This is a genomic window from Sphingobacterium bovistauri (assembly GCF_020295405.1).
Classification (GTDB): Bacteria; Bacteroidota; Bacteroidia; order Sphingobacteriales; family Sphingobacteriaceae; genus Sphingobacterium; species Sphingobacterium bovistauri.
Genome location: NZ_JADEYP010000022.1, coordinates 38000 through 57228, shown reverse-complemented (window position 1 = coordinate 57228; position 19229 = coordinate 38000). Strand labels below are relative to the sequence as shown.

The 19229-nt window shown below is 34.6% G+C and carries 17 protein-coding genes and 1 tRNA gene; 7 read left to right on the top strand and 11 right to left on the bottom strand.

Annotated features, from left to right (window positions below):
• Nucleotides 1-4: 4 nt before the first annotated feature.
• Entirely contained in the window at nucleotides 5-952 is a 948-nt protein-coding gene (nusB, locus tag IPZ78_RS11885) for a transcription antitermination factor NusB (RefSeq protein ID WP_225553981.1), read from the bottom strand.
• A 55-nt stretch (nucleotides 953-1007) separates the two neighbouring features.
• Nucleotides 1008-2075, bottom strand: a complete 1068-nt coding sequence (locus tag IPZ78_RS11880) for a Leu/Phe/Val dehydrogenase (protein ID WP_225553979.1) — start codon at nucleotides 2073-2075, stop codon at nucleotides 1008-1010.
• 159 nt (nucleotides 2076-2234) lie between these two features.
• Between IPZ78_RS11880 and IPZ78_RS11875 the strand changes: the two genes are divergently transcribed.
• The 4 genes from IPZ78_RS11875 (at nucleotide 2235) to IPZ78_RS11860 (ending at nucleotide 8040) form a co-directional block, all read left to right on the top strand.
• The gene (locus IPZ78_RS11875) at nucleotides 2235-4013 is read left to right on the top strand and encodes an ABC transporter ATP-binding protein (protein ID WP_225553978.1); all 1779 of its coding nucleotides are present in this window, start codon (nucleotides 2235-2237) and stop codon (nucleotides 4011-4013) included.
• A gap of 63 nt (nucleotides 4014-4076) precedes the next feature.
• Nucleotides 4077-6050 (top strand): DUF3857 domain-containing protein, encoded by a 1974-nt coding sequence (locus IPZ78_RS11870; RefSeq protein WP_225553976.1) that lies wholly within the window; start codon nucleotides 4077-4079, stop codon nucleotides 6048-6050.
• Nucleotides 6050-7957: a DUF3857 domain-containing protein gene (locus IPZ78_RS11865; protein WP_225553974.1), complete on the top strand. Its 1908-nt coding sequence runs from the start codon at nucleotides 6050-6052 to the stop codon at nucleotides 7955-7957. Before IPZ78_RS11870 ends, IPZ78_RS11865 begins: the two co-directional genes overlap by 1 nt.
• 9 nt (nucleotides 7958-7966) lie before the next feature.
• Nucleotides 7967-8040 (top strand) — tRNA-Ala (locus IPZ78_RS11860).
• Nucleotides 8041-8050: 10 nt separating this feature from the next.
• Here IPZ78_RS11860 and IPZ78_RS11855 read toward each other — a convergent pair.
• From IPZ78_RS11855 to IPZ78_RS11825, 7 genes are all read right to left on the bottom strand, one after another.
• Complete coding sequence (locus IPZ78_RS11855) at nucleotides 8051-8656, bottom strand: hypothetical protein (RefSeq protein ID WP_225553972.1); 606 nt, start codon at nucleotides 8654-8656, stop codon at nucleotides 8051-8053.
• Nucleotides 8657-8687: 31 nt separating this feature from the next.
• Nucleotides 8688-9434 (bottom strand): metallophosphoesterase family protein, encoded by a 747-nt coding sequence (locus tag IPZ78_RS11850; protein WP_225553970.1) that lies wholly within the window; start codon nucleotides 9432-9434, stop codon nucleotides 8688-8690.
• 321 nt (nucleotides 9435-9755) lie between these two features.
• Complete coding sequence (locus tag IPZ78_RS11845; RefSeq protein WP_225553969.1) at nucleotides 9756-10181, bottom strand: hypothetical protein; 426 nt, start codon at nucleotides 10179-10181, stop codon at nucleotides 9756-9758.
• 97 nt (nucleotides 10182-10278) lie between these two features.
• Nucleotides 10279-11634, bottom strand: a complete 1356-nt coding sequence (locus IPZ78_RS11840; protein ID WP_225553968.1) for a DEAD/DEAH box helicase — start codon at nucleotides 11632-11634, stop codon at nucleotides 10279-10281.
• Nucleotides 11635-11770: 136 nt separating this feature from the next.
• Entirely contained in the window at nucleotides 11771-12034 is a 264-nt protein-coding gene (gene rpmA, locus IPZ78_RS11835) for a 50S ribosomal protein L27 (RefSeq protein ID WP_225553966.1), read from the bottom strand.
• A 44-nt stretch (nucleotides 12035-12078) separates the two neighbouring features.
• Nucleotides 12079-12390: a 50S ribosomal protein L21 gene (rplU, locus tag IPZ78_RS11830; RefSeq protein ID WP_225553964.1), complete on the bottom strand. Its 312-nt coding sequence runs from the start codon at nucleotides 12388-12390 to the stop codon at nucleotides 12079-12081.
• A 75-nt stretch (nucleotides 12391-12465) separates the two neighbouring features.
• Nucleotides 12466-13041, bottom strand: coding sequence for a hypothetical protein (locus IPZ78_RS11825; protein WP_225553963.1), 576 nt, complete (start codon nucleotides 13039-13041; stop codon nucleotides 12466-12468).
• Between the two features lie 263 nt (nucleotides 13042-13304).
• On the opposite strand from IPZ78_RS11825, the gene glmS reads away from it, so the two are divergent.
• On the top strand, nucleotides 13305-15146 hold the full coding sequence (glmS, locus tag IPZ78_RS11820; protein WP_225553961.1) for a glutamine--fructose-6-phosphate transaminase (isomerizing): 1842 nt from the start codon (nucleotides 13305-13307) through the stop codon (nucleotides 15144-15146).
• 2 nt (nucleotides 15147-15148) lie between these two features.
• The gene (locus IPZ78_RS11815) at nucleotides 15149-17338 is read left to right on the top strand and encodes a DUF4954 family protein (RefSeq protein WP_225553959.1); all 2190 of its coding nucleotides are present in this window, start codon (nucleotides 15149-15151) and stop codon (nucleotides 17336-17338) included.
• A 55-nt stretch (nucleotides 17339-17393) separates the two neighbouring features.
• Here the strand turns inward: IPZ78_RS11815 and IPZ78_RS11810 are convergent, their stop codons facing one another.
• Nucleotides 17394-17837, bottom strand: a complete 444-nt coding sequence (locus tag IPZ78_RS11810) for an Hsp20/alpha crystallin family protein (protein WP_225553957.1) — start codon at nucleotides 17835-17837, stop codon at nucleotides 17394-17396.
• Nucleotides 17838-18035: 198 nt separating this feature from the next.
• Nucleotides 18036-18398, bottom strand: a complete 363-nt coding sequence (folB, locus tag IPZ78_RS11805) for a dihydroneopterin aldolase (RefSeq protein ID WP_225553954.1) — start codon at nucleotides 18396-18398, stop codon at nucleotides 18036-18038.
• Between the two features lie 59 nt (nucleotides 18399-18457).
• Here folB and IPZ78_RS11800 point away from each other — a divergent pair, with 59 nt between their 5' ends.
• Nucleotides 18458-19204, top strand: coding sequence for a 3-keto-disaccharide hydrolase (locus IPZ78_RS11800; protein ID WP_225553952.1), 747 nt, complete (start codon nucleotides 18458-18460; stop codon nucleotides 19202-19204).
• The last annotated feature ends 25 nt before the right edge of the window (nucleotides 19205-19229 follow it).

Sequence of the window (19229 nt, the reverse complement as noted above, 5' to 3'; positions counted from 1 at the left end):
TTCACTAGTCTTTTAACCCTCTTCCGGACTTACGAATGCGTCCCTGTTTCGTAAGATCTGCAAGAATTTTGTCTAATATACCATTTATAAATGTATTACTTTTCAATGTAGAGAAGGTTTTTGACAATTCTATGTATTCATTGATAGTTACTTTTACGGGTATAGATGGAAAATTAATTAGCTCACTAATTGCCATACGCATCAATATAGTATCCATCAAGGCTATACGATCTGCTTCCCAATTTTTAGTTTTTTCAGCAATAAGCTGCTGATACTCCTCCGAATAACGAATTGTAGACTTCAACAACTCAGAAAGAAACTCTTCATCTTCAGACCAACTTGGTGTCAAATCAGCCAATTTGTTTTGTGAAGGAACTTCTGAACTGAAGTTTTTAAAAGTCTTTGCAATCATAGCTTGCAATACCTCCTTATCCACCGCCCAGTTAATGAATTTCTCCTCAAATACCTGCTCGATCTCTACTGATTTTAAAATAATCTTTTTGAAGATGTATTTTATGATATCTTTCTCCGCATTAATAGATCTATCTTCAGATTGCAAATACTCTAAATATGTTTCCGAATCTTTGAGCTGTGCAAAAATAGAACGTACAATCTCTGGATCAAACCCCCATGACACATCAAATCTTTTCACTAGCTCAAGATAATTTCTATTCTGACGCAAAGACTCAATAAACGTATTGCTATTCAGCTTTGTTGTCAAAATCTTATCCTTCTCAGTTGGCAAAAATTTTGCGGCACGACTCTCGGCATCTAAAACTACGTATTCAGCTACTTCATCCAGTAAATTTAATGTCCAAATGTACATTTCATTTACCTCTTCTACATTTTTGAAAAGTGCCTTTTCAAAATCTTTAATCTGTTTATCTTCCGATAAACTGTACGCATAAAGCGTCTGCATGACCTTAACCCTAAGGTGTCTTCTGTTTAACATAAGTGTATAAGAACGAATTATTTATAAAGAACGAATTTAATTGAAGACAACTCACTTATCGCCTAAGCTTTGACATGTCAACAATACGCTTCTCAGCCAACTGCTTTGCTGCCTCATAAGTGGTAATATTATCTTCTTTAGAACGTTGCAACACATTACGTGTAGCCGTGTATATATTGCGGATCAAAGATTCCGTATGCTCAGTTCCATAACCTTCTAATTCAGAAAAGCAACTAATAAGTGCTCCCGAATTAATCAAGAAATCTGGTGTATACAGAATATTATGTTCCTTCAATAATTGAATTGTTTTTTCTTCTTCTTTTAGTTGATTATTTGCTGACCCTGCAATGATTTTACAGCGCATTTTTGGAACAGTATCAGGATTCACCGTACCACCCAATGCACATGGAGCGTAAACATCTACATCCAATTCGTAGCTCGTACTGTATTGTATTGGCTCAGCTTTGTATTTCGCTGCCACCTTCAATTTACGTTCTTCTGTCATATCAGAAACGTAAACACGCGCATTTTCATTACGAAGCATTCCTACCAAATGTTCACCTACAGAACCTACACCTTGCACTGCAATTTTACGACCTGCTAATGAATCATCACCGTACAATTCCTTTATAGCTGCTTTGATACCATAAAAAACTCCGCGCGCAGCGAATACAGTAGTATCTCCTCCTCCATTCATTGAAGTAGGTAGACCTGCTACATAATCAGTCTCAGCGTGAATATATTCTAAATCTTTTTGCGTAGTACCTACATCTATTGAAGCGATAAAATTACCATTTAGTCCTTCAATAAATTTCCCAACACGACGCATCAAAACTTCTGTCTTATCCGTACGATTATTGCCTATAATAATAGCACAACCTCCGCCTAGATTCAACCCCGCTAAAGAAGCTTTATACGTAATCGCCTTCGACAATCGCAAAGCATCTTCGATTGCTTCTTGTTCTGATTCATAGGGCAACATACGAACCCCACCTATAGCAGGTCCTAATGTAGTGTCATGAATAGCAACAATAGCTTTTAATCCAACATCTGGATCATTACAGAAAAATAAATTCTGATGATCTGCTGTAGACATCAGATTGAAAATAGTAGAATTTTGCATAACCAAAATTATAATTCAAACAGCCCTATTTAAGGCTCTACAAAAATAAGAAATTTATTCTTTTATAATCACCTTTTCATGCATTTATGAAAGTATGACTTTAATACAACGATATCAATGAAAATATTAGACCTAAACCATTACCTTTGTTATCAAATCATGAAAGATCTAGCATATTTAAATAAATATTTCATAAAGTATAAATGGCGTTTAATACCAGGAGTTATTTTCGTAATAATATCCAATTATTTCGGTATTCTACCTGCTAAAGTTATTCGTGAAGCATTTGATTTAGTAAAAGAGAATATAGATCTATATAAGTTATACGATGGTTTTGAGAATCAACAATCCATTTACGATGCCTTTGGCAAAAGCTTGCTTTACTTCGGTGGAATTGTATTGCTATTAGCACTATTAAGAGGTATCTTCCTCTTTTTAATGCGTCAATCGATCATTTTAATTTCCAGATATATTGAATACGATTTAAAAAATGAAATCTACCAACATTATCAAGCATTAGATTTTGCATTTTTCAGACGTAATAACACAGGGGACCTAATGAATCGGGCGACAGAAGATGTTAACCAAGTTCGAAATTACCTTGGTCCAGCCATCATGTACACCATCAATACGGTGACTCTTTCTATCATGATTATTTATGCGATGTATGATGTGAATCCCACATTAGCTACTTATGCATTATTGCCTATCCCAATTATCATGGTGATTATTCTATTTATCAATAAAAAAATAAATAAACGCAGCACCAAGATTCAGGCACAACTCTCGAAGCTATCATCTTTTGTCCAGGAAACTTTCTCGGGCATAAGAGTAATCAAAACATATACACAGGAAAAAAGTAAAATAGACGAATTCAAAGCAGAAAGCAATGTTTACAGAAACACTTCTTTGGACCTTGTTCGTGTGCAAGCCATATTTTTCCCATTAATAATCTTTTTAGTTGGATTCAGCACCATTATCACCGTTTATGTAGGAGGATTAGAAGTGAATAAAGGCACTATTACCGCTGGAAATATCGCTGAATTCATTATCTATGTCAATCAATTAACATTTCCAGCCTTAGCATTAGCTTGGGTAACTTCATTGATTCAACGCGCAGCAGCTTCACAAAAACGAATAAATGAATTTTTGAATACCAAATCTGAAATTCCAAATGGAACCATAAGCAAAGATTTACTGGGCAATATTACATTGAAAAATGTGTCTTTCACTTATCCGGAAACAGGAATTAAGGCATTAGCAAATATTAACTTAGATATTAAAGCTGGACAATCCGTTGCCATTATAGGTAAGACGGGCTCAGGAAAAAGCACCTTGGCTAATTTACTTTTGCGCATGTATGATGCTGACAATGGTCAAATTAGTTTTGATGGTATAAATATCAAAGACTATGATTATACACATTTGCGTCATCAAATAGGATTTGTTCCACAAAACGTGTTTCTATTTTCTGACACTATTGGCAATAATATTGCATTTGGTTTAGATAATTTCAGCAAAGAACAAGTAGAAGCGGCGGCAAAGCAAGCTGCAGTGTATGAAAATATAATTGGTTTTGAAGAGGGATTTGACACACACATCGGTGAACGAGGAATCACGCTCTCAGGAGGTCAAAAACAACGTGTCTCCATAGCACGTGCCTTGATCAAAAATCCAGATATCCTTATTTTTGATGATTGCCTATCCGCAGTAGATACCAAGACTGAAGAAGAAATATTGAATAACTTGAGTCAGATTATGAAAGACAAAACTTCCATTTTTATTGCTCATCGTATTTCAACAATAAAAAATGCCGATCATATCATCGTGCTAGACAACGGTCAGATTGTAGAAGATGGTACACATGAAACATTGTTAGCACGCAATGGAGAATACACAGACCTCTACAATAAACAATTATTACAAGCTCAAGAGTAAATTATTACGATTATTTAAAGTATAATTATTATTTTTCACGAATTGAACTATACTTTAACCTCAATGAAACCAATATTAATAATCACATTAGTATTACTATACCATTTATCTTATAGTCAAAGTACTGATTATCCGGTAGTAAATTCGACATATTACCTAAATCATCAAACATCTCCAGAACAAGATGCTCAAGCTATATTTCTCCTAGAAACAGGAAAAACGCATTTGGATATTAGTGACAGCGATCGTGGTCTGCGGATTTTTCACACGTATAAAGCACGCATTAAAATACTCTCTCAAGAAGGTTTTAATCAAGCTAATTTCACTGTCCCATTATATAAATTTGGTAAAGACTTTGAATATACGGAAGATATTACAGGCAAAACCTATAATTACGAAAATGGCAGAATTGTCGAAACAATAATGGATCATAAAAATATCGTAACCGAAAACAAAAATGATTTTCTAAGACTCACCAAATTTACATTACCTAATATCAAAGTAGGTTCCATTATTGAAATTGAATACAGAGTCGTTTCTCCTGATATTTTTAATTTTAGATCTTGGCAATACCAATCTGATATTCCAAAATTAAGAAGTGAATATAATGTACGTATTCCTGCTATCACTAATTACAATGTGGTATTAAAAGGTATATTAAAACTGGAAGACACCAAAACAAAAAGAGAAAATGGATGTATAGCCATATTTGGCACACGTGTCGATTGTTCTAATATAACGTATACAATGAGTAATATCCCTTCATTTAAAGAAGAAGCTTATATGCTCGCTCCCAAAAATTACATTTCTGCAATAAATTTTGAACTGGTCGAGATGACTAATCAAAATGGTGGTGTCAATAAATACACCAAAGCGTGGAAAGATGTTGATTTAGAATTGATGACTGAACGCAGTTTTGGAGGACAACTCAAAAAAGTAAATTTCATGAGAGATCAGCTTGATCCTGCAATATTAAAAAATCAAGACACCATATTCCGTGCTAAAGAGGTATACAGATGGGTTAGCCAACATATCCGTCTAAATAATGTCTATGGTAAATTTGCACAGTACGGCATTGAAGATGCGTTAAAAAGTAAAAGTGGAAATGTCGGGGATATTAATCTAGCCTTAATTACGGCTTTAAATGCAGCTGATATTGAGGCTTACCCAGTAATTATTTCTACGCGTAACAATGGATTACCGCACGATCTACACCCTATTCTCACAGACTTTAACTATGTGATAGCTGCTGTAAAGTTGAACAATGAGTTTATATTAGTCGATGCTACAGATCCTCTAGCCCCCTTTGGGCAATTGCCATTACATTGTATCAATGGAAGAGGCCGCATTATTTATTCTCGAAAATCATCCGAATGGATTGAATTATCAAACAAAATTATTTCTATGAAGGAATATAGCTTCAAGGGAAAACTAACACTTGATGGAAAACTGCAAGGGACTCTATCAATAACTACAGCAGGTCTAGACGCTCTAAATAGAAGAAAAAGTATTATTGAATTTCCTAGCTTTGAAGAATATGCAGAAGATTTTGATGATAAACTTAATAATATTTCTATTCAAAAATCTACTTTGACAGGATTAGACAATCCTGAACAATTACTTATAGAAGAGTACAAAGTAGACATCAAACTAAAGGACGAATTAAAGCCTGGACTCATACAATTCAATCCAATTTTTATCTCTAGAACGACGAAAAACCCATTTAATCTTGATGAAAGAAATTATGATGTAGATCTTGGAGCTCGAAAAATTGAAAAACACAGTGTAGAAATAGAACTACCTGAAGGTTTTACTTTCAATCACGGGCCAAAGCATATGAATATGGTACTCCCCGATAACTCTGCGCGCTATTACTACAAGAGCTCAACATCAGAGAATAAACTCACTGTAGCCCAACAACTATCACTTGACAAAGCTATTTATACTAGTCAAGAATACTTTGGGCTCAAAGAATTGTTTTCTCGTGTAATACAACATATGCAAATCGATTATCAATTTAATTATCAAACTAAATAATGAATTTAAGAAAATTTATTTTTCATCTATTAATGATAATGACTTTTGCTGTGCGTGGTCAAGAATACCCGACTGAATCTATACCTAATGGATTAAAAAGTCGTGCTACAGCGATTCTACGTGATGAGCATATCAATATAGATATGAAAGCCGAAGACAACATCATCGAGACTGTCACCCGCGCCATCACTATACTCAATAAATCCGGAGAAGATTATGCTGACCTTACTGTGTATTACGACAAAAGTAAATCTATAAAAGATATTAAGGGGGTTATATATGATGAATTTGGGAAACAAATACGCAAGTTTGGACAAAAAGATTTCAAGGATTTTAGCGCGACAGATGGCATAAGTATGTATGCAGATTTACGTGTCAAACATTATGCACCTAGTATGACGACCTTCCCATATACGATTGTTTATACATACGAAATAAAACATGGCCAAAATTTATTCATCCCTTATTGGTACCCAAATCGTATAAGTGATATTGCAGTCGAAAAGAGTACCTATCAGTTCAGCTGTAAACCAAATTTAAACTTACGTATTAAGTCCGAAAACATCCAAGCTGAAGCGACCATAACGTCTAATGATAAAGGAAAGACATACACTTGGACAGCCTCCAATATTAATGCGCGAAAAACAGAGCCATTATCTCCTATCGATCATCCAAAAAAAATGATTGTCAAAATAGTTCCCGAAACTTTTCAATATTTTAAACGAAATGGAATGGTTAACGATTGGAAAGATTTTGGGAAATGGGTTCATGATGAATTATTGTTAGGAAAACAAGATTTACCTGCCGCTACTATACAAAAAGCCAAGGATATTGCCTCCAAATTTGACAATCCAAAAGACAAAGCTAGAGCACTATATGAATTTATGCAAAATAAAACTCGCTATGTGAGTATTCAAGTCGGTATCGGCGGTTTAGAACCCTTCCCTGCATCGTATGTGGATCGTTTAGGATATGGCGATTGTAAAGCTTTAGTCAACTATATGCAAGCACTACTTTCGGCAGTGGATATACCATCACTCTATTGCATTGTGGAAGCAGGAAGTACTAAGGTAGACTTAGACCAATCCTTTGCCAATGCTGTAGATGGTAACCATATCATACTTTGTATACCTTTTGAAAATGACACCACATGGCTAGAATGTACCAGTAACAAAAGTCCATTTGGTTACTTAGGCGACTTCACGGATGACAGATTAGTGTTAGCCTGTACACCTAATGGAGGTAAAGTATTACGTACTACAGTATACCCTTCCAGCAAGAGCTTACAAATTCGTAAAAACCTATTCAAGGTTTCTAAAGAAGGGAATATACAAGGAACTGTACATACAAATTTTTCAGGTTCACAGTTTGAAAATCAGTTTGCTAATATATTTAATAGCCTTCCTGATCAAAACAAACAATTAAAAATATATTATGATGTAAATAATATTGTATTTGACAAAATAGACTATAAGGTTGAAAATAACACAGAACCTATTCTACATGAAAATATAACCATCAACATTAGAAATTATGTTGTAAAAAATGGCAAAAACTATATTTTGAGCCCTAATGTTTTTAATATACAACGTAATATTCCAGAATCCAAAAATAGAATCACCCCGCTATATATCAATCGCGGATATACGGATATTGATGAAGGTGAATTTGTATTTGAAGAAAAACTCAAAGGATTTTTAGTGCCTGTAAATGAAGTTTTCGAATCGCCTATGGGTAAATATGAATTAAAAATTTCATCAGAGGGACAAAAAGTAAAATATTACCGTAAATTAGAGATCAAAGATGGTACTTATCCTGCTGAAGCATATGAAACATATTTTGATTTCATATCAAAAGTAGCAAGTCACGACCACATTCGATACACTATTACTATTGCTGATGAATAATCAAGCAACGGGGCATTAGCTCATTTGGCTAGAGCGCTTCGCTGGCAGCGAAGAGGTGATCGGTTCGAATCCGATATGCTCCACAATACCACGTTATTTCCGGATATAAAACTTTGTGCCTAAGGCGATTCCGATGTAATTACGATCTCGCAATGATGAGTTTTGAACTCGAGCGATGAAATTGAAGTCACTCGTATGAAAATCATAATAAAATCGTACACGTTCAAAATATGATTTTTCAGAAGGCAACTTATATTCAACATCCTGTCCTACGAAAATATTGAAACGTAGTTTAGTAGAAAAAGTATAATAATCACTTGGGTATTTATCAGACGCAGAGAACCAAAATTGTCTACCTGCTGTTGTGCTCATAAACATCCCTGTACGTAGCGGATGGTATGTTAAATTATTATTATTCAATTTTATAGCCCAAGGCGTATAAGTCTGACGAAGTGTAAAAGTCAGTTTCATCCGTTCACTATCATATTTTGGAACATACCCAACAATAACATCAGTAGCCCATCTTTTGTTCTTGCCATAATCCCATCCAAAACCAGTTGAAACAACCCCTATTCCACCTGCATATTGAACTTGATAATTAGATGGAACAAATCTAAAAGATGGTAAACTCCGAACAGAATCCTGCTCCATTAGAGAAGATGAATTATTAATGGCTATTGCGTTAATCGATAATCCCATTAGTATAACGCTCAATACGGCACATTTTATATTAATAAGTAACAAGCTCATAGTCGTAAGAATCTTTTGTAATCGTATATAAAATGTACTGACGTTTGCCAATATTTGGCACTTGGTAATAGATTATTCCATCTTCAAAAATATCTACTTCCTTATAATTATGTCCATGACCATGTGCACAGAAAAGCAAATTTGGAAATTGATTGATGCTATATTGAAAAAGGTCTGCAACATTATTATTAAACTGTTCAGACGTCGGCTGTGCATGCATAATAACTACAGTATTAGCATACTCCCCGCTATCCTTTGTTCGCTCTTGTTTGATAAAATCAAAATTTGGAATAGACTCTGAATAATTCGATTCTAAAGCATTAGTATTCAGACACAAAAACTTTGTGTGTCCAGCTATGAAACTAAAGTTCAATGGTCCAAAAACCTTTTTATAAATTTCATCTCCATTCGCCAGATAATCGTGATTACCAATCACTACCACATACGGATGTTTAGATTTTTCAAGAATATCACGTTGCCACAAAAACTCTTTTGTCAAACCAAAATCCGCAATATCCCCTCCGTGAATAATGAAATCAAGATCATCACGCATATTCGAATGAACTACAAAAGCTTCCAACTCATCGTACCAACGCTGAGAGTCACTAATGAAAGCATAACGAATTGTATCTTTTCCCTTAAAGGCTTCTTCTATTTGAGCTATATTACGCTGATTAACTTGTAGGGCACCGGATAATTTTCCATCATAAGGATGTACTTCAAACATTTCACAGGCACTTAACAAAAGAAGGGACAGAGAAACAACCCCGAGCGAGATGTTTCTAATCAATCTAAATCTCATACACCAATCTAATTTCTGACTTTTGATCTACAAAGGTAAAATTATCAAAACTGATTTTGGTTGTAAGAATTATTTTATTACTGTAATATGATTAATTGTATTTTATCATAATCAACGGAGCGTATTATGAAAATAATTGGTCTAACCTGATATGCTTTACAAAACATTTTAGGTATTACTTTGAGAACTACATCTAGCTATCAGACTTCATGATGAAGATTTTTCAACAGACACTTAATCCCCGATTTATTCTTCGAATTTACCAGTGGGTTTAAAGATTCTTTTAGGTTTATTAAATTTTATAGTCCATTCTATATAAGTTAATACCCCCATAAATTCAATCATTTTACCATATCCTTCTAGATATGTATTCCCCTTCTTAAGCAGTACTATAGGAGCTCTCTTCTTTTCTTTCCAACGGTATGGTCTATAGTGATTATCTCCGATCAGCGTATCACCCTTTATATCTCCGTTAATTTCACCAACAACGGGAGTAACCCCACCTTTTGTATGTGTATATTTTCCATAGAATCTATTTTCGAAGCTCACCAACCGTAGCCTAGCTGTATCTCTACCATCGACATGCATATAGTATTCTTCAATTTGATTCGATTTTTTTTCAGAATTACAGCCAACAATTAACAATAAAAGAAAAAATGAAAGTCTAATCATATTTTAAATATAATCAAGTTATATCTACATTAATCAAATAAGTAGATATTATTACTAAACAAAATAATGAAAGGGAAGCTTACACTTCCCCTTTACTTTATCTTGTTCTATTACTTCTATTTTCTCCTGAGCGAGAGTTAGAGTTCCCTCCACCTCCAGTATTTCCAGTTTGATTTCTCCGACGCTCTTTACTAGTAGGTTTTGCTTTCTTTTTGTGTCTATGGTCAGGTTTAGCACCTTCTTTAGGTTGTTCCTTGGTCTTTTTGCCTTTACCTTGACTCGCCGCAAATTGATTTTTCTGTACAAATTGTGGTGACATACTCAATCCTTCCATTACCTCTACAGGCAATTCAAAGCCAATTGTATATTGAATATCCTTGATATATGGAATTTCTTCCACATCACATAGTGATATTGCAAAACCAGCTGCCCCTGCCCTTCCGGAACGACCAATACGGTGTACGTACGATTCAGGCATATTCGGAATCTCATAATTAATAACATACTGCAACAAGTCAATATCAATCCCACGTGCTGCAATATCTGTCGCTACTAAGACTTTTATTTCTTTCTTCTTAAATGCTTCTAATGCATTCTGGCGTGCATTTTGTGATTTGTTACCGTGAATAGCAGCCGATGAAATATCATTTTTGTGCAGTAATTTCACTAATCGGTCCGCACCATGCTTCGTGCGCGTGAATACCAATACACTATCATCTACACGTGTGTTCAATAAGTGTAATAGTGCTTTGGGCTTGTTGGTCTTCTCGATATAATAAAGCGTCTGCTGAATAGTTTCTGCTGTTGTTGATTCAGGCGTAACCTCTACTTTCACTGGATTGTTCAAGATAGAATCAGCTAATGCTTGTATTTGCTTTGGCATAGTCGCAGAAAAAAACAACGTTTGTCGTTTCTGTGGGATAAGTGACAATACGCGCTTTACATCATGTATAAAACCCATATCCAACATTCTGTCTGCTTCATCTAACACCAAAATTTCAATCTTATCCAACCACACCAACTTTTGGTTGACCAGATCCAATAATCGACCTGGCGTAGCTACTAAAATATCTACTCCTTGACGAATTTGTTGTACTTGGTTGAATTGGTTTACACCACCAAAAATAACAGCATGTTTCAATTTCAAATTCACACCATACGATTCAATAGATTCATTAATCTGAATCGCTAGCTCGCGTGTTGGTGTCAATATCAACGAGCGAATCGTGCCACGCTTATGACCTTCCGGCTTGAAATTATTTAATAATTGTAATATAGGGATAGAAAATGCAGCTGTTTTGCCTGTGCCCGTCTGTGCACATCCTAATAAATCTTTTCCTTTCAATACTTCAGGAATAGCCTGCTCTTGAATAGGTGTTGGATGTTGGTACCCTTGCTTCTCGAGCGCATCCAATATTGGAGCACTCACTCTTAAATCTTTGAAAGTCTTCATATCTTATTTTTTGAGGACCTTTTCTTCAAATAAGAAAGAGCCTCTGATTAAATATTCGGAAATAAGAATCATATTTCCATTAAAAAAACAAAAGCCGCCAAGTAACTTAGCGGCTTTGTAATATTGTTAGGCAATCTTAGTTTTGCTCAGCAGGAACTACTGAAACGTAAGATTTGTTGTTTGCTTTTTTGCGGAATACAACTGTACCTGCAACTAAAGCAAATAATGTATGGTCTTTACCGATACCTACGTTAGCGTCAGGGTTGTGAACTGTACCACGTTGACGTACGATGATGTTACCAGCGATAGCTTTTTGACCACCAAAAATTTTGATACCTAATCTCTTACTATGTGACTCACGGCCGTTCTTCGAACTACCCGCACCTTTTTTGTGTGCCATTTCTTTATCTTAATTTAAGACTCTCGTCTGATTAAAAATTCTGATTATAAACTGATACCAGTGATCTGGATTTTAGTGAATTGTTGACGGTGACCGTTTTTCTTTTTGTAGCCTTTACGACGTTTTTTCTTGAAAACGATAACTTTATCACCTTTTAAATGAGACAAAATCGTTGCTGAAACTTTAGCACCTGCGATGTTTGGAGCACCTACAGTGAATTTGCCGCCATTCTCTGCCAACAATACTGTGTCAAATTCAATACTAGCGCCTTCATCTCCTTGTAAACGGTGTACAAAAAGATATTGGTCTTTTGCAACTTTAAATTGCTGTCCTGCTATACTTACTATTGCGTACATTGTTATTTATTTAATTTTCTTTAATGAGATGCAAAGATAGGGCATTGTTTTTAAATATACAATTATTTTTCACTTCTATTTTTTAGCAAATTTCAGCTCACCATGGAATAAAATATCCATACTTACCATATTATACTCATCATCATATTCAGGCTTGTAGATAAATAAGAAAACCGAACCTTGATACGTATCGACTTGAATAGTTTTCTCATTCAGCAAATCGTCAAATTGTCTGATCGTACGATTCCCTATCCAATCTGTCAAATTACCTTTAGGATCTCGATCAAAACGATGATCATCTTCTGAGTCATAATACCAATAGCTTGGTGCATCATTTGAAATGAACATACTCTGGTCAGCGTTAAATAACTCTTCCGCCATACCTGTCTCAGAAAACCAAGACACCTCCAAATCTCCTTCACCTATAGCAGACATATAAACATCTCTATCAAAAGTAGCCCCTACAAGGAAACCCTCAACATTTCGAGCCGCCATTTGAAGAACAAAAGTCTTAGGCTCCAATAGATACACATTATCCTTTTCTTTTATACTCTTACCACCTTGATTCACAGCTAGACGGAATTTAGTATCTTGAGCGAATGTAATCATACTCAAAAACAAGCTACATAGAAGGATTATATACTTTGACATAAGAATAAATCTACAAATTCTATCATTAACAAAAAAATATTTAAACAAAAGTAAATAAAACGTATTAGCATTACCATAGATATTAACCTAAATAATAAAACATACCCACAATTTCAATACATAAATATAAAATCGTACATAACAAGTCAATTTTGATTAGTTAATAATTTTTTTATTAAGATATAGACTACTTAAAGCAGCAAACAATCGATTGTCTTTACCTATCTTTGTAAACCTATTAACTAATAACTTAATTAAATTTTATGTGTGGAATTGTCGGCTATATCGGACACAATCAAGCATTTCCCTATCTTTTAGATGGATTAAAAAAATTAGAGTATCGTGGATATGACAGTGCAGGCATAGCACTTCACAAAAATGGCGCTATTCAAGTAGTAAAGAAAACGGGCAAGGTAGCTGTACTAGAGGAAGAATTTCGATCTCAAAATACCGAGTCTACATTAGGAATTGGTCATACACGTTGGGCAACACATGGTGTGCCCTGTGATGCTAATGCTCATCCACATTCATCAAAATCTGGTAACCTTGTGCTCGTTCACAATGGAATTATTGAAAACTATGCATCCCTTAAAGAAGAGCTAATTCAAAAGGGCTATAGCTTTAATAGTGAAACTGACTCTGAGGTGCTGTTAAACTTTATTGAAGATATACACATCAACAACAACTGCTCGTTAGAAGAAGCTATTCGTATAGCACTAAAAAGGGTAACTGGTGCTTATGTCATTTTACTTTTATCCAAAGATTATCCTGACACACTTTTTGCAGCGCGCAAAGGAAGCCCGTTAGTGATCGGTATAGGCAATGGAGAACATTTCTTAGGATCTGATGCTTCTCCGATGTTGGAATTCACCAAAGAGGTGGTGTATATCAACGATTATGAGTTGGCAATAATCAATCCTGACCAACTTATTCTTAAAAACTTGGGCAATGAAACATTGACACCTTATGTCCAAAAATTAGACATGGAATTAGCCGCCATAGAAAAAGGTGGTTATGAACATTTTATGATTAAAGAAATTCACGAACAGCCCCAAGCTATATTTGATTCATTGCGAGGAAGATTAGACCCTGAAAGTCTAAACATAACTTTGAGCGGATTAGATAAAATCAAAGACAAGCTTATCAATGCAAGACGAGTTATAATTGTAGCATGTGGAACAAGCTGGCATGCAGGGCTATTAGCTGAATATTGGATTGAAGAGCTATGTCGCCTAAACGTAGAAGTAGAATATGCATCAGAATTTAGATACCGCAACCCTATCATTACTTCGGATGATGTTATTATAGCTATATCCCAAAGTGGTGAGACGGCTGATACTTTGGTAGCTCTAGAAAATGCAAAAGCACAAGGTGCTACTATTTTTGGTATTGTCAATGTAGTAGGTTCTTCTATCGCTCGTATATCGGATGCTGGGATCTATACTCATGCTGGACCAGAAATAGGCGTAGCAAGTACAAAAGCATTTTCAGCTCAATTGACAGTACTGTTATTATTTGCTATCAAATTAGCTGAATTCAAAAATTCTACTTCAGAAGAAATCAGAAAGCAATTAACAAAAGAATTGAGTACTGTTCCTGAAAAAGTTAAATATATTTTAGATAGCACAATTGAAAATATTAAAGTCATTGCGAAGAAATACCAAGGAGCAACAGACTTTTTATTTTTAGGTCGTGGATACAACTTTCCTATTGCTCTTGAGGGAGCCTTAAAACTAAAAGAAATATCATATATCCATGCAGAAGGGTATCCAGCTGCAGAAATGAAACACGGCCCTATTGCGCTTGTTGATGAAACTCTACCTGTCGTTTTTGTAGCTACAAAAGATAGAGTACACGAGAAAATCGTCAGCAACATGCAAGAAATTAAAGCTCGCTCTGGTAAATTAATTTCAGTTGTAACGGAAGATGATCAATTGGCAATTAGTTTGTCCGATGAACACATCAAAATTCCAGCGAGTCACGAGATGATCGCACCAATTTTAGCTGTAATACCTTTACAAATACTATCATACTATGTGGGCATTGAACGTCAAATCGATGTGGATAGACCCAGAAACTTAGCAAAATCCGTAACAGTAGAATAAAAATGGGGAAAGTAAACAAGCAACCTTTAGAAAAGCTTGGATTTGATTGGCTGAATGAAGGAAACATCAAAAATGAATACCATTTAGAATCCAATAAAAACAAAGCGCACAAAGAATACAGAAATTTATCAGAACAAGAGGTATCAACATTAATATTAAACCAAAATTATTCTCCCAACTGGGAGAATATTTTTGTTACTGATAATTTTAATCCAAATCAAGTCAGAAATTCCAAATTTTATGGCACTATAAAAATTGGAAACATATCACCAGTGTACTTAGACTACAAAGATCTAAAACTACCAACAGGTGTTTACAATAGTCAAATTATCAATTGTGAAATTGGTGATGATAATGCAATTCACCATGTACGATATATGTCCAACTACATCACTGGGAATGATGTAATTTTACTAAACATCAATGATATGGAAACAAGTCCCAATGCCAAATTTGGCAACGGGATACTGAAAGAAGATGAAACTGAAGACAAAAGGATTTGGATAGAACTGTGTAATGAAAATGGTGGGCGCCCCATCTTACCTTTTGATGGTATGCAGGCTACTGACGCGTACATATGGACAAGAAATAGACATGACCATGTTTTTCAACAAAAATTAAAGGAAATTACTGAAGCATCTTTTTCTAAAAAGGGCGGTGCATATAGTGAAATCGGCAATCAAGTTGTGATAAAAAACAGCAATATGATTAACGATGTCATCATAGGAGATTACGCCTATATCAAAGGAGTCAATAAACTTAAAAACGTAACAGTACACTCTACCGAAACTGCTTTTACACAAATCGGAGAAGGCTGTGAAATTGTGAATGGTATCATTGGATACGGATGTCGTATTTTTTATGGCGTAAAAGCTGTCAGATTCATCCTTTCTTCTTTCTCCCAGCTAAAATATGGTGCACGCCTTATTAACTCTTTCTTGGGAGACAACTCCACTATCTCTTGTTGCGAAGTACTTAATTCTTTACTATTTCCAGCACATGAGCAGCATCACAATAATTCTTTCTTGTGCGCTGCCCTGATTATGGGACAAAGTAATATGGCGGCTGGAGCAACTATCGGTTCTAATCACAATTCAAGATCAGCTGATGGTGAAATTATTGCCAAACGAGGGTTTTGGCCAGGCTTATGTGTTAGTCTAAAACACAATTCAAAATTTGCATCTTATTCATTAATCGTAAAAGGTGATTTTTTATATGAATTAAATATTAAAATACCATTTTCGTTGATCAGTACTGATGTACAAAACGACCGATTGATAATCGTACCAGGGTACTGGTTTTTATACAATATGTACGCTGTAATGCGTAATTCCAAAAAATTCATTGGTCGCGACAAACGCACGATAAAAAACCAACACTTAGAATATGACATTCTAGCGCCAGACACGATTAATGAAATGTTTGAGTCATTGGATATTATCGAAGAAGCGGTTGGAAAATCTATCTACCCACATTGGCCAAACTCCAAAAATGAAGGTAAAAAGATATTGCTGGATCAAAATTTCAAATTGGGTCAAGATATATACATTGAAAATGTTGAATGTTCAAAACGTAAAGTTGTACTATTAAAAGCCAGAGAAAGCTATCAATTGTTCAAGCGATTGATTAGACATTACGCAACAACTCAGATTCTAGGACAATCCACCAGTGAAGGATTATCAGCAGCACAAGTCATTGAAAAGATTCAATCATTAAAAAATATTAAAAGAAAAGAATTTGAAAATTTAGGTGGGCAGATTGTTCCTAGATGTGACTTCAAAAAACTAATGGATGACATAAAATCAGATGAACTGAAAACTTGGAAAGAAATTCACCAACAATATCATTCATGGAGCGCTAACTATAGGCACGAAAAATTTGCACACGCCTTAGCATCTTTGGCGGATATTACAGAAAATCCTATAGATAAATGGGACGAATCCTTTATTGCACAAATAATTGAGGAAAGTATTGAGACTCAAAAATGGATTTATGATGAAATTTATAGATCGCGCAAAAAAGATTACGACAATCCATTCCGCACTATGGTCTATGAAAATCGAGAGGAAATGGATGTGGTAATTGGAAGTCTAGAAGACAATTCATTTATCCAGTCTGAAAAAGTAGAATTGGATTCATACATCCAAAAAGCAAAAATATTTATCAAAAATTTACCAAACCAACAATCATAAAAAAACACCCCTTCTGAGAAGGGGTGTTCTAAACCAACCAAAACTTAATATTAAACTACTTTACTTCTATTAATCTTTTTGCAATAATTGCGTCTTCTTTCTTACCAATCTTCACAATCAAGATACCACTTTCATATACCGCATCAATATTACTATAATCTACAGCTTCTGGTAATGTGAAAGATCTTGTGAAGGAATTATAGCTAAATTCTTTTTTGCTATACAATTTACCTTCAGTTACATTTTCTTCTGATTTCTCTACAGAAATGGATATAATATTCTTATCAACATTGATTTTAAAATCAGACTTTTCCAAACCTGGAGCAGCCAACTCTACTTCGAATGATTTTTCTAATTCTGTAATATTAACAGCTGGAATACGAGTTACCAAACGATCAGTGATAAATGAATCATTGAATAAGTTATCAAATACACTATTCACGAATGGATTAACCACATCTGTATTTACTGCTTTAGTAGGGAATTTTAGTAATGCCATTTTTTTATCCTCCAATTTGTTTTTATCAATTTAATTTTTTTTTTATCTACACTGAGGATTATTCAACTACTATACCAATCACAAAATAATGACATAAAGTCATAATTGAACTTTATCTACAGACAAAATGTCGCTGTTTGAAATAAAAAACGTCAATTAAATGATTAATTGACGTTTTTATGAGCTGTATTTTTTTTCTTAGTCTCTCTTATAAACTAATGATACTTCAGAATTAGCCAAATCTCCACCAAAAGGAGGATTTACTTTACGAATTACAACATTAACCTCTTGTACAAAGGTGTATTTCTTTAATACCATATCTAGGATATCTTCTAGTGCAGACTCTATCAATTTACGTTTAGGTCGCATTACACCCTCCAAAATTTGATATAGCTCTTCGTAGTTTATGGTATTTTTTAAATCTTCCGCATCTGAATTTTCAAATGGAAATATAACTTCAAGGTTCAGAAAAAATTCATTACCTATCACCTGCTCTTCCTCATAAAACCCAATAGGTGAATAAAACCTTACCTCTCTAAGGGCTACTTTTTGTGTAATCATAATCTAAAATAAACATTTTTGTGCTTTTTCATTATATTTAATGAATAAACTTAAACTCTATGAGAACCATTTCTAAATTAACTTTACTTACATTACTGGGAACTATTAGCGCCACGACACTATTTGCGCAAACGAAATTTCAACCCCAAGACACCGAATTTTACGAACCCAAATCAAAAGTTGTACACACAAGCTCCAACAAAGCTCCAAGTGATGCGATAATTCTCTTTGATGGCACTAATTTAAGCCAATGGGAAAGTGTAAAAACAAAAGGTACAAATGCGCCGTGGACAATTAAAGATGGAGTGCTAACTGTAAAACCTGGCACTGGAGATATTCAAACCAAACAGAATTTCGAAGATTTTCAATTACATATTGAATGGAAAAGTCCAGAAGTAATAAAAGGAGAAGGTCAAGGAAGAGGAAATAGTGGTATATTTTTGCAAGGAAAATACGAAATACAAGTCCTTGATAACAATAACAATGCAACCTATGTAAATGGTCAAGCAGCGTCATTGTATAAACAAAAACAGCCATTAGTATCTGCTACAAAAAACGATGGAGAATGGCACACCTATGATATTCTATATACAGCACCACGATTTAACAAAGATGGAGTACTGATCAAAAAGGCAATCGTCACTGTCATACACAATGGCGTAGCTGTTCATTATAACACGCAAATCGAGGGCACCACTGAATATATAGGAATGCCCAAAATAATTCCACATGGACCAGAACCAATTATCCTACAAGATCATGGCGATTTAGTGAACTTTAAAAACATTTGGATACGTCCATTATAAAATCTCCGAAATAACGATATAGTTA